10 protein-coding genes are annotated in these 12331 nt (G+C 38.8%); 3 read left to right on the top strand and 7 right to left on the bottom strand.

The genetic code is table 11. The annotated features are described in order from the left end of the window. Positions 1–63: 63 nt before the first annotated feature. Positions 64–2406, top strand: coding sequence for a penicillin-binding protein 1B (gene mrcB / locus I6F45_RS13570; protein WP_165728474.1), 2343 nt, complete (start codon positions 64–66; stop codon positions 2404–2406). Between the two features lie 270 nt (positions 2407–2676). Here the strand turns inward: mrcB and I6F45_RS13565 are convergent, their stop codons facing one another. From I6F45_RS13565 to I6F45_RS13545, 5 genes are all read right to left on the bottom strand, one after another. Further along, the gene (locus I6F45_RS13565; protein ID WP_024608758.1) at positions 2677–4518 is read right to left on the bottom strand and encodes a methyl-accepting chemotaxis protein; all 1842 of its coding nucleotides are present in this window, start codon (positions 4516–4518) and stop codon (positions 2677–2679) included. Positions 4519–4696: 178 nt separating this feature from the next. Continuing rightward, positions 4697–5977, bottom strand: a complete 1281-nt coding sequence (hemL, locus tag I6F45_RS13560) for a glutamate-1-semialdehyde 2,1-aminomutase (RefSeq protein WP_165741544.1) — start codon at positions 5975–5977, stop codon at positions 4697–4699. Positions 5978–6010: 33 nt separating this feature from the next. Next, the gene (locus I6F45_RS13555; RefSeq protein WP_007584862.1) at positions 6011–7027 is read right to left on the bottom strand and encodes an aspartate carbamoyltransferase; all 1017 of its coding nucleotides are present in this window, start codon (positions 7025–7027) and stop codon (positions 6011–6013) included. 114 nt (positions 7028–7141) lie between these two features. After that, positions 7142–7576, bottom strand: coding sequence for a CopD family protein (locus tag I6F45_RS13550; protein WP_007584864.1), 435 nt, complete (start codon positions 7574–7576; stop codon positions 7142–7144). Positions 7577–7591: 15 nt separating this feature from the next. After that, a complete protein-coding gene (locus I6F45_RS13545; protein WP_007584866.1) occupies positions 7592–9274 on the bottom strand; it encodes a chloride channel protein in 1683 nt (560 codons plus the stop codon). A 322-nt stretch (positions 9275–9596) separates the two neighbouring features. Between I6F45_RS13545 and erpA the strand changes: the two genes are divergently transcribed. Then, entirely contained in the window at positions 9597–9935 is a 339-nt protein-coding gene (gene erpA, locus I6F45_RS13540; protein WP_002958911.1) for an iron-sulfur cluster insertion protein ErpA, read from the top strand. A 48-nt stretch (positions 9936–9983) separates the two neighbouring features. Here erpA and I6F45_RS13535 read toward each other — a convergent pair whose 3' ends face one another. Continuing rightward, complete coding sequence (locus I6F45_RS13535) at positions 9984–10172, bottom strand: hypothetical protein (protein WP_165728476.1); 189 nt, start codon at positions 10170–10172, stop codon at positions 9984–9986. Positions 10173–10624: 452 nt separating this feature from the next. Between I6F45_RS13535 and I6F45_RS13530 the strand changes: the two genes are divergently transcribed. Beyond that, positions 10625–10864, top strand: coding sequence for a helix-turn-helix domain-containing protein (locus tag I6F45_RS13530; RefSeq protein WP_007584874.1), 240 nt, complete (start codon positions 10625–10627; stop codon positions 10862–10864). Between the two features lie 70 nt (positions 10865–10934). Here I6F45_RS13530 and I6F45_RS13525 read toward each other — a convergent pair whose 3' ends face one another. Next, a complete protein-coding gene (locus tag I6F45_RS13525; RefSeq protein ID WP_007584875.1) occupies positions 10935–12314 on the bottom strand; it encodes an AmpG family muropeptide MFS transporter in 1380 nt (459 codons plus the stop codon). Positions 12315–12331 lie beyond the last annotated feature (17 nt).

The raw sequence follows: 12331 nt of genomic DNA, 5'->3' as shown, positions 1-12331 counted from the left end.
TAGGATATATCCAATATGCTAAGCTCACACTCGTGAATAACCCTTGGAATAAATTACACTTAAATGGCCGATAATAAAAAAACACCTACCAGTAAACCTGCAGTTAAACGTGCAAGTAAATCGTCAAGCAAGACAAAGAAAAGCACCTCAAAGGGCAGTAAAAAAACAGTGGAAACCACTGTTAAACGCTCTTTTATGAGAAAAACATGGTCAGTGTTTTGGAAACTAAGCTTGGCTGTTTTTATTGCAATGGCAATGTACTTCATTTATTTAGATTCAAAAACAACGCGTATATTTGAAGGTAATAAATGGCAACTTCCAGCGCAAGTGTATGCTCGTTCTATGGAGTTTTATCCGGGGCAATTTTTATCAAGCCAGGAAGTAGTGTTTGAGCTAGAGCGTTTAAATTATTCATCGGTTAATAGATTAAGCCGCACAGGACAGTTTGTTAAAACAGCAGATAGCATCAAGATTTATCGTCGTGATTTTGAATTTTATGATGGCCTTGAAGAATCACATATTATTGAACTTCGCTTTGCAGGGCAAAAAGTTGCGACCATTAAAGATAAGTTTGGTAGGCGTTTAAATTCAGCTCGTCTAGAGCCTGTGCAAATAGCGCGTATTGGTAATGACTCTAAACAAGATAGAGAATTTGTACCACTAGATAAGTTTCCAGCAATGCTAAAAGATACGCTATTGGTGGTTGAAGACCGTGATTTTTACGAACATCATGGTGTATCAGTGTTTTCTATTTTACGCGCGCTTTATTCTAATATTAAAGCGGGGCGCACCGTTCAAGGTGGCAGTACGCTTACTCAACAGTTAGCTAAAAATATTTACCTAACACGTGAGCGTTCTTTAGTACGAAAAATAAATGAGGCCTTTATTGCCCTTATTTTAGATTATCGTTATTCAAAAGATCAAATATTGGAAGCTTACTTAAATGAAGTATACCTAGGGCAGTCATACAACCAAGGTGTGCACGGTATGGGGCTTGCTGCTGACTTTTACTTTTCAAAGCCGGTAGATGAGCTTGAGTACGATCAAATTGCTTTGCTGGTGGCAATGGTTAAAGGTCCATCTTATTACAATCCACGTCGCTATAAAGAGCGCACAATGGAGCGCCGAGACTTAGTGCTTCGCCTTATGGTTGAAAACAAGCTACTTAGCACAAAAGAGTACCGTGCATCGCTTAATCGCCCAATTGATATTGCGCCAATGAAAGCGAGTTTACAAAAATCATATCCAGGCTATTTAGAGTTAGTAAACAGAGAATTAAATGAATTATTGCCAGATCAGCAAACACTTGATGCAGGCGTAAGAGTATTTACTTATTTTGATTTGCAAAAGCAAACAGCAATGGAAGAGTCTATTGAAAAGAGCTTACCGTACCTGGAAAATCGTCCTAGAACCGAAAAACTAGAAGCAGCCATGATCTCTGTTAATGTAGAAAAGGGCGGTGTATCTGCACTTGTTGCAGGGCGCGATGTTCGTTATTCAGGATTTAACCGTGTTTTAGATACAAAACGTAATATTGGCTCGCTGGTAAAACCTGCTGTGTATTTAACCGCACTGCAATTACCACATTATAATTTAGCTACTTTGCTTGATGACTCGCCAGTACAGGTTACAAATGAGCAGGGAAAAGTGTGGCAACCAGAAAATTTTGATCATCAATACCGTGGTGCAATACCTCTTTATAAAGCATTTAGTAACAGTATTAATATTCCAGCGGTTAATTTAGGCCTCGATGTAGGTGTTGATAAAGTCGCGAATACACTAAAAGGATTAGGCGCTAAAGGGGCGATAAACGAATACCCATCGTTGCTTTTAGGGGCTGTTGAAATGTCGAGTTTTGAAGTTGCTCAGCTTTATACGACAATTGCTGCAGATGGCGAATATAAAAAGCTTACTGCAATTTCGGCATTAACCGACTCGGTTGGTAAAGTACTTTATAAGCATAAAGTAAATGCAGAGCCTCGTTTTGATAAATCTGCAATGTATATGACTAAATACGCGATGAAACGCGTAACGAAAGACGGCACTGCTAAACGCTTAAATTTACACTTCCCATCAATCCAACTTGCAGGCAAAACTGGCACTAGTAACGATTTACGTGATAGTTGGTTTGCAGGCTTTGATCAAAATACAGTGACGGTAGCTTGGCTTGGTCGAGACGACAACAAAAGCACGGGTTTAACGGGCAGCGTAGGTGCATTAGAAGCATATATTCGCTACTTAAAGCCACTTAATCCACAAGCAATAGCCGATACGCGTCCGCCATCAATACGCTGGGCATTTGTAAATGAGCAAACGGGTAAGCAGGCACCACCAGGATGTGGCAAGGTGATTCAGCTACCACTTAGAGCGAGTGAGTTTGAGCCAAGACCACAATGTATTCGTTAATTTAAGATTACTTTAAACAACAAAGCCGCTTATTTAGCGGCTTTGTTGTTTAAAGTATAGTTAACGTAATTATACCAATCCGTAATAATACTTAATCAATTTGAGGGGTTAAATCTGACGTTAAAAATTTCTGATATACAACTGCATGGATGCAGGAGGTAGAGCAATGCAGGAGCAATTGCCGAGAACAACTAAATAACGAAATTTTTGCCTTGTTATCGACACTATTTTCTTCCCTCAAAATAGATCACTTAATTAAGCGAATTGGTATTAAGATTTAAAAAACTGCATTGATTTGGTTAAATCATTAGATAAGCGACTTAGCTGCTGTGCATCTTGCAGCGTTGATTGAGCTGATGTTAGCGTTTGATCTGCTAAATTACTCACCTCTTGCGAATCATTTAATGCTTGTGTTGTCGCATTTGACTGCTGTTTAACACGCTCTGCAATAACTTCACCTTGATGTTTAATGTCGCCCATACTTTGCTCTGCGCTTTGCAATACTTCATTGGTTTGATTGGCTGCTTTTACCGATTGCTCCATTTTTTCAACACTTGAACGCATTTTTTGCTGAGTGTCGTCAGATGCTTGTTGTAAGGAGCTAATAATTTGATGAATTTCTTGTGTTTGTGTTTGTGTACGCTGAGCAAGAGTTCTTACTTCATCAGCTACAACGGCAAAGCCTCGACCATGCTCGCCAGCTCGTGCAGCTTCAATAGCGGCATTTAGTGCAAGCAAGTTTGTCTGATCGGCTATCTCACTAATACCTTTACTTACTTTGCTAATTTCTTGGCTATCTTGTGCTAGCTTATCGAGCGCTTGTTGGCTCTCTGCAAATTCAATTTGTAGATCTTGCATATATTTAGCAAGCTCCATTGTATTGTCTGAACCTTGTTTTACATGCGCAGCAGCATCTTGCGCGGTAAGCGTTGCTTGATGGGCTGACTCTTCAACTGCAAGTGCGTTTTGAGCCATTTCGCTGAGTGCATTATAAATGGCATTTACTCGGATTTGCTGTTTTGAAACATCATTGCTTGTTTGGCTACTCGCATGTGATAGCGATTTAGTTGCGCCGCATAGCTCTTCTGTACTTGCTTTAACATCAATTAATAAATGTGAAAATGCATTAAGTAATGCGTTGTAGCGCGATGCAATAATTCCCATTTCATCATTAGTGCTCGAATCGATAGTGGCATTTAAGTCGCCATTCGCGGCTCTATTCGCTGCATCAGCAAAGCGATTAATGGTATCAACAACTGCAAAATAAAAACCAATCATTAAATAAAATGCAAATAACAAACTAATCAATGAAGCGGCTAAAACAAGATTTCGAGTCCACTGTTGAGTTTGCAGTTTTGCTTCAATAAGGCTCTCAAGCGTTGGAATACTCTTACTAACAAGTTGATTAATACTGCTGTGAACATTGTTTGTTAGTTTAGTAAATTCTGATTGAGTTAATAAAATATCGTCTGGCTCAAGTAGTTTTTCATCTATCGCTTTTTTAAATGCGCCAACAGCACTGTGTAAATTATCTAACGAGGGCATGAGCGCTTTATTTACTGATTTGTCTGCATTGGTGGCTACATTGAGTATTTTATCGAGTTGTTTTTCGTATAAAGGAAGTGACTTACTAAAATTTGAAAGTGCTATAAACGTATCTGGCGTAAAACGATTACTTGCCAAAACAGTATTTGCGCTTTGCGCTGTCGAGTTTATTTGCATTATAAGTGCAGGAATTGGCGTGACTAAAGAGCGGTTTACGTAAGCACTAGCTAACTGGCTATCTAATGCTAAGTTAGACTGAATAGAAACAAGTTCAAGTACATCATTTGCTTGATCGTCTTTTATATCAAAACCGAGTGAGCGAGCTATTTTTATATTTTGATTTGCTTCCCCCTGCATTTGATTTGAGAGTATTGACCTGTAGCCTTTTAAACCTTGTTGCTGCATTTTTGAAACAGCGATACTTTCACTTAATAATGAGACTAAAAAAAACAAGCTAAGTGCGAGAGGAACGAGTAAAATTCCAAACATTAAGCTGATTTTAGTTTTGTATTTTAAATTTGCCATTAGCTGGATAGCGGGAAAAGAAAATTGGCGTAATCCTGACATAAGGCTCTCTTGTATTTTTGTAATTAGGGTAAAGGTGAATAGACCTTGTTATGCTTAATTATCATTCATTTATAGTACTTTACAAATAAAAAAAGCCCTTTCGGGCTTTTTTCAATCTTTAGTCTTAATTACACACTGTAAAAACAAGCGCTTATAAAATATAAAAAGTAATTTTAACTTAAAGTTTAGCAAACGAGCGTTCTGCTGCCGCTATTGTTTCTTTTACTTCTTGCTCAGTATGCGCAGCACATACAAAACCAGCTTCAAATGCTGATGGAGCAAGGTACACACCTTCTTCAAGCATAAGGTGGAAAAAACGTTTGAAGCGCTCTAGGTCGCATTCAGTAGCTTGTTTGTATGTCGTTACTTTTTCAGCATCAGTAAAAAAGAATCCATACATGCCGCCAGCATAATTAGTTGTTAATGCAATGTCTGCTTTTTTAGCGCCAGCTTCAAAGCCTTCACAAATTGCTTTAGACGTTGCTTCTAACTTATCGTGTAGACCTGGCTCACATAATAGCTCAAGTGATTTTAAACCTGCAGCCATCGCAATAGGGTTACCAGAAAGAGTACCCGCTTGGTAAACAGGGCCCACAGGCGCAATGTAATCCATTATTTCGGTTTTACCACCAAACGCGCCAACGGGCATGCCGCCGCCAATGACTTTACCTAAACACGTAAGGTCTGGTTTAATGTTGTAATACGCTTGAGCGCCGCCAAGTGCAACACGAAAACCCGTCATTACTTCATCAAAAATAAGTACTGATTTATATTCGTCACACACATCACGCAAACCTTCTAAAAAGCCAGGTACTGGTGGAATGCAGTTCATGTTACCGGCTACTGGCTCTACAATAATACAGGCAATTTCGTCAGCGTATTTTGCAAAAATAGCTTTTACTTCATCTAGGTTATTAAACGACACAGTAAGTGTATGCTTAGCAAAGTCCTCAGGAATACCAGGAGAATTAGGTACGCCCATTGTTAGTGCACCAGAGCCTGCCTTAACTAATAACGAGTCAGCATGGCCGTGGTAACAACCTTCAAATTTTAATATTTTATCGCGGCCGGTAAAGCCACGCGCTAAACGAATTGCACTCATTGTTGCTTCAGTGCCTGAGCTAACCATGCGTACTTTTTCGATTGATGGAACCAGCTCTTTTACTTTTTCAGCCATTAGTATTTCGGCTTCAGTTGGCGCGCCATAGCTAAGGCCATTTTCTACTGCTTCGTGCACGGCTTGTTTAATTGCAGGGTGGTTATGGCCCATGATCATAGGCCCCCAAGAGCCAACATAATCAATGTAACGATTACCGTCGGCATCAAATGTAAACGCGCCTTCTGCTTTTGTAATAAATAGCGGCGTACCGCCTACACCGTTAAAAGCACGAACTGGCGAGTTTACGCCACCTGGAATAGAGGCTTGAGCGCGTTCAAATAAGTCTTGGCTAATTGTCATGAAAAATCCTATAAATTGTCACTTAAAGAGGGTTTAGCTGTCGCGTTTGCGGCTAAACCAAGGTACGTCCACTTCATACTTATCGACTTTATTTTCTACGCCGAGTGTTAAAGCAAACAGTGCCATACGAATTAATACGCCATTTTGTACTTGGCGGAATATTGCTAAATTGTCGTTACTGTTTAAGTCGTTATCAAGCTCGTTGGCTTCTAAGCGACTATCACGTGGTAACGGATGCATTAACACAGAGTTAGGTTTGCAATGAGCGCTGTAAATAGATTGGCTAATTCTAAAACCGCCACGGTATTTATTTGCTTCTTCTTGTGAAGGAAAGCGCTCTTCTTGAATACGTGTTTGGTAAACAATATCGGCTGCTAAATTACCTTCCATCTTGTTTACTAGCTCAATTTTGTGTCCTGCATTTTCTACGGCATCTAAAATACTCGTTGGCATTTGTAGGCCATCAGGCGCGACCATCGAAAACTTTACGTTTTTATAATGGCACAATAGCTTTGATAGAGAATGCACTGTGCGACCATATTTTAAATCACCCACAAGCGCTATATGCATGCCATCAATATTTTGATCAAAACGGTGTAATTCACGCTCAATGGTTAATAAATCAAGTAATGCTTGAGTCGGGTGCTCATTTGGACCGTCGCCGCCATTAATAACTGGCACAGTACAGCCATCAGCAAATTCACTTACTGAGCCTGCATCGGGGTGGCGCATAGCAACAGCATCGGCGTAAGCTGAAATAACGCGCGCGGTATCGTAAAGTGATTCACCTTTTGCAAGCGCTGAGCTTTGCATACCTGTAGTTTCACGTACACCCCCGCCTAGTAAGTTAAAGGCTGTACCAAAGCTAACTCGCGTGCGAGTACTTGGTTCAAAAAACAAATTTGCTAAAATAGCGCCTTTAAGCACCGTTGTTTGCTTTTGTTTTTTAGCATAAGGCTCCATTTTTTTAGCTACTGCAAAAATACGTTCAATGCAGTCTCTGTCTAGCTGATTTACAGACAGTATATGTTCGCCTTGGAAACTTAACATGGGGTAATTCCTAATCAATCAAATGGGCGCGATAATCCATAAATGGAGCACGCAATCGCGCGTGTTATAGTAAGTATTGTAAATTGCAGCGCAGTTTAACATGCACCGAAACGCTTATAAATTAGGTTTTATTACCGCAAGTGCCACTATGATGAGCAGCGCAATAACAGGGAGCTCATTAAAAATACGGTAAAAGCGGTCTGTTTTAGTGTTTCGGTCATGTTTAAAGTCACTTAATAACTTAAAACAGTAGCCGTGGTATAGGTATAAAATAATTACCAGTACAAGTTTGTAATGTAGCCACATACTGTATTTAAACCAATCACGACCATATTCAACAATGGTTAACACACCAAATACAGCCGTTAAAACAGCAAATGGGGTTACGAAATAAAGTAACCTGCGCTCCATAACTTTAAGCATAGAGTTACATGATCTTTCTTCGCTCATTGCGTGATATACAAATAATCGAGGCAAGTAAAAAATACCGGCAAACCACGCAATCATAAAAAATATGTGGAGTGTTTTATAAATCAATAATGCGCTCATAATAGTCCTTATTGCTTAAAGTAAGCTGTTACGAATGGTTAAAATATGATGAATTTGATCCCAGCGTAATAGCCCCATAATTTGTTGATTATCTAAAAGGTTATAAACGTAAAGCGCGCCACTTCTTTTATCTTTTAGTATATCGAATGCATCGGCTAGGGTGGCTTGGCTGCTGATGCCCTGCAAGCTAATGTAATTTATATTTATTGCTTCATCAGACATTAGCGTTAAATCGTATTCAGCGAGGCGATAGCCATTTTCTTCGTCAAAAACAATCAAGGGTGTTTGGCTATCCATGGCATCAAGCGTATTTTTTATTTGCTCTTTATCGTCTGAGTAAAGCAATTTAAAGTCTTCATCCATATCATCCATTATTCCCACTTTTTGTAATGCTTCGGTAGCGGGAGATACATGGTACGGCAATCCCTGAAAATCTAATTGTTGCAAAAATATGGAGCGATTTCCAAAAAATTGTAATGCAGTTACATATGCAGTGGTTATAACTATCATCGCAGGAACGATTATTTCAGGTGATGATGTAAGCTCCATTACTGTTGTTAATGCAGCAAGTGGTGCATGCAGTGTAGCCGCTAATAATCCAGCCATACCTAAAACCCCATACGTACCCGCAATATCAGTACCCGGGCTAATATATTGAGCAAAAAAGGCCATTAATGTCCCAATTAATACACCAAGCCCAATTACCGGACCAATTAAACCACCAGGAATACCCAAACCAATAGCAAACAATGTGGCAAGTAGTTTAGCTATTAAAATGGTAGTAAGCAGCTTTACGTTATCAGGCGATTCAACCGCGATAGTAATCGCACTCATACCAGAACCCATAGCATGAGGCACCGCGTAAGCTATCAAGCTGGCAATACAGCCTGCGATTAGTAAACGAGGAAACATACTTAAAGGTTTAAATGTTTTAATAATTAGCATTAAGTTTTGATTAAAGCTAAATGCTATAGCGCCCAGCGCCATACCGCATAATATTAAATAAGGGTAATGCCAACCACTTAATGGCGCTATTGTAATGAGTGCAAGTTCAGAGCCTTCACCAAAAACAAACTGCGTAGCGAGTGCACCAGTAACAGCAGCAAGCATGATTGGCACAAATATGTGTACTTTATATTCTCGAAGTACCACTTCCATTACAAAAATAACGGCTGCAAGTGGGGTATTAAACGAAGCGGCTATACCTGCTGCAACGCCGCAACCACTTAAAGTACGCATGGCGTTATGCGGTAAATGTAGTTTATCCGCTAAAATACTCGCACCTGTTGCGCCCATATGTACGGAAGGCCCTTCTCGGCCAACCGAAAAACCGCTAATGAGTGCAAGTGCGCCACCAACAAATTGATTAACCGTATTGTATAAAGGCATTTGCCCGTAATGGCGTTTAATACGATGAATAACAAAAGGAATGCCTAAACGGTAATGTTTAAAGCCAGTAAATGCAGCAAAGCACGCAATTAAAAATGCGGCTATTAATGGCATTAAAACGCGTTCAAGAGTGGGTAGGGTAGTAAAGTCGTCAGGTGTTTCCAAAAATAAGCTTTGAAAAAACAAAATAGTTAAGCGAAATAAAATAATAAAAAATGCAGCAATTAATCCGGCAACTACGCCTAATAAGCATAATTGTACAGATGTTTTAGGTTTTGCCAGTCGACGCCTGAGTTGCTCAAGCCACATGCATTATTTCCTCGCCGCATTTTTCAGCAGCATTTTAGCAAAAGAGTTTAGTTAAGTCCTTGTGATTTTGAATTTTTCGTAACTTATATTAACAATTTGCAGTAAAGATTAAGACCTATTTTTTATAACTAAAATTTTTAATGAATTTATAGTTTACAAGGGTCGCTTTTAGTTTGCTTAAGTATTATTTTAGTGAGCTAATGTTTAGCCACTTTTTTACTAATTTATAGGTATAACTTAGAGTAAAGAGTTGTTTTACTATACTTGATTAAAACACTCGGGTATTAGATAATCACGCCATTGCGATATTGAGGGTTTTAAAATGTCTGAAGAATTACCAATTAAGTTCAGCGATGCAGCTGCTGTTCGCGTTAAACAGTTAATCGACGAAGAAGAAAATCCAGATTTAAAACTGCGTGTTTATGTAACAGGTGGTGGTTGTTCTGGTTTTCAATATGGTTTTACTTTTGATGAAAAAGCGAATCCTGGCGATTTAGAAATTGTAAAAAATGGTGTAACACTCGTGATCGATCCAATGAGCATTCAATATTTGGTTGACGGTGAAGTTGATTACACTGAAGGATTAGAAGGCGCACGCTTTTTTGTATCTAATCCTAATGCAACAACAACCTGTGGTTGTGGTGCAAGCTTTAGCGTTTAACAGCCAAACGCTAAATAGAATGAAGCCGCTTTGCGGCTTTTTTAATGCCTACAAATCGGTTGGGGCGTATTCAGTTATTTGCATTATCAATACAAAAAAGCCAAGTACAAAAGTAGAAAACGCTAAAATGTATATGAAGCCTTTTTTGCCTTGCTTAATTGGTACGCCGTTGTGGCGCAAAAAAAAGTACCAACCCAAGCACAACACAATCGGTAATAAAAAAAGAAGTCTGAACATTATTCGGCCTTTTTGGTGCTAATTATTGCTTAATCATAAACATGTGACGATAAATTGGAACAAAATTGTTATAAAAATTCATTTAAATATTTTATAACTAGAAATTAATTTATTAATACTTTTTGAGTACTTAGGTCAATATTCAGCGTTTATAAATATTCACTCGTGTTCATATTTGTACCGAGTATGTAATTAGTTATTTAACCAAAGTGTTAATAGTATATAATGTATCCAAGAATGAGACGGGCAAAATTTCATTCTCAATAAAAACAAATCTTTACCACATTATTAGCGTAGTTTTTTAGCTATATTGGTGGAGTGAGTAGCAACACATGCTTTGTTAAGCAATAGCTTGCTATTGAAAATATGGTATGACTGCTTACTTGCCTACAGCTATTGATAGAGACTACTGCTTTAATAGGTACGTCAAATCATCTAGTAGGAGATGTAAAATGATGGGCAAAACAGTTTCTTCTGAAGAAAATGCAAAGCTAACAAAGTGGCTTAAAAGTAAGCGCCACGAAAAGGGTCATACAATGCGAAGCCTAGCACAAGTGCTGGGAACGCCTCATTCGTTTATCGGCAAGATTGAAAATCAAGAACGCCGTTTAGATGTGATTGAGTTTGTTCGTTATTGTACAGCTCTAGAAGTTGATCCACATGAAGCACTTAGCTTGCTAAAAGTAGATTAACTCAAACATTGCTTAGTACACTTTAAGGGGCACTTGATAGTGCTAATTAATATGTTAATGCAGGGATGCATTAAATATTTTTATGATAATTTTTCTCAAGCTCATATAATTTATGCCTAATCAGGTATAAAAATATCAGCGAAGGTATAACCATCAAGGCTGTTAAAACAAAGAACAGCGACCAATTTCCCATTAACCAATCATCAATTACTACACCACTGTAGCTCGAAAGTAATGTTCGTCCTAAATTCCCTAATGACGCCAGTAATGCATAGTGTGTTGCACTAAATGCTCTATCGCATAACATCGATATAAAGGCCACCATAGCGACCAGCGACCATGCTTGCGTAAACCCGTCAATAACAATAGCAAAGGCATACAGTCTTAAATCAGGGCCAACTAAAGCAATCCACGAAAAGGCTAAGTTTGAGGCCGCCATCGCAATGCCACTAACAAATAAACCCTTAACAATGCCATATTTTTGATTAAATAAACTGCCAACAAAGGTAAATATGATTGTAAGTACGGCAGTACCTACCTTTGAAAATGTAGCTATATCGCTATTGCTAAAACCAATTTCTTTATAAAAAACAATCGACATTCGCCCTAAAAACGCTTCGCCTATTTTAAATAAGAAAATAAACGCAAGTAATGCCAGTGCCGTTTTAACGCCATTTTTAGTAAAAAAAGCTCTAAAGGGATCAATAACGGTTACCGCGAGCCACGCAACAGTTTTTGTAAGAGGGGTTTGTTTTGTAGAGGACAGTTTTTCAAGGTACACACGTTCAAGCTCTGCATGTACCGCTTCTCTATTTGATTCAGGTTCTTTTGCAAACAATGCTCCACTCATTAGCAGCAGCATTACAGCAGCTAAAAAGTAATAAATTTGTGGCCAGTCGAGCGAGGGGATATCAGCCATATAAAATGGAATTGCACCTAAAAGCGCATAACCTGTCCACCAACCAGACGTTGCCATAGCGGCTGCCGCTGTTGCTTTGTGAGATTCGTTTGCTTTAAGTGTGTCTATTCTGAATGCATCAATAGCAATGTCTTGCGTTGCAGAAGCAATGGCGATTAACAAACAAATTGCAGCAACAATTGCTAAATTAGCTTTTAAATCAAGCCCAGCTAATAATAAGGTGCCAATAAAAATAAAGCTCTGGCAAAATAGTATCCAACTACGACGTTGGCCTAGCCATTTATATAAAATAGGGAGTTTTGTACGATCGATTAAAGGCGACCATAAAAAATTTATACTGTAAGCGCCAAATACAATGCCGAATAGGCCAATCATGCTGCGGCTTAGCCCTTCATCCTTTAGCCAAGCCGACATAACAGAGCCAATTAATACCCACGGAAAACCGCTACTCATACCAAATATAAAAATATGGATTAAGCGTTTGTCTTTAAAGTAAGAAAAATATTCGCTAATAGAGAGAGATTTGCTCATAGGGCCTTCATTGGCTT

Source organism: Pseudoalteromonas sp. SWYJZ19 (genome assembly GCF_015864375.1).
Taxonomy (GTDB): Bacteria; Pseudomonadota; Gammaproteobacteria; order Enterobacterales; family Alteromonadaceae; genus Pseudoalteromonas; species Pseudoalteromonas arctica.
This window is presented reverse-complemented; position numbering and strand designations above follow the sequence as displayed.

Excerpts from the sequence above, each read along its gene's own strand:
- mrcB (WP_165728474.1), top strand. The coding sequence starts at position 64 with ATGGCCGATAATAAAAAAACACCTACCAGTAAACCTGCAGTTAAACGT.
- I6F45_RS13565 (WP_024608758.1), bottom strand. The coding sequence starts at position 4,518 with ATGTCAGGATTACGCCAATTTTCTTTTCCCGCTATCCAGCTAATGGCA.
- hemL (WP_165741544.1), bottom strand. The coding sequence starts at position 5,977 with ATGACAATTAGCCAAGACTTATTTGAACGCGCTCAAGCCTCTATTCCA.
- I6F45_RS13555 (WP_007584862.1), bottom strand. The coding sequence starts at position 7,027 with ATGTTAAGTTTCCAAGGCGAACATATACTGTCTGTAAATCAGCTAGAC.
- I6F45_RS13550 (WP_007584864.1), bottom strand. The coding sequence starts at position 7,576 with ATGAGCGCATTATTGATTTATAAAACACTCCACATATTTTTTATGATT.
- I6F45_RS13545 (WP_007584866.1), bottom strand. The coding sequence starts at position 9,274 with ATGTGGCTTGAGCAACTCAGGCGTCGACTGGCAAAACCTAAAACATCT.
- erpA (WP_002958911.1), top strand. The coding sequence starts at position 9,597 with ATGTCTGAAGAATTACCAATTAAGTTCAGCGATGCAGCTGCTGTTCGC.
- I6F45_RS13535 (WP_165728476.1), bottom strand. The coding sequence starts at position 10,172 with ATGTTCAGACTTCTTTTTTTATTACCGATTGTGTTGTGCTTGGGTTGG.
- I6F45_RS13530 (WP_007584874.1), top strand. The coding sequence starts at position 10,625 with ATGATGGGCAAAACAGTTTCTTCTGAAGAAAATGCAAAGCTAACAAAG.
- I6F45_RS13525 (WP_007584875.1), bottom strand. The coding sequence starts at position 12,314 with ATGAGCAAATCTCTCTCTATTAGCGAATATTTTTCTTACTTTAAAGAC.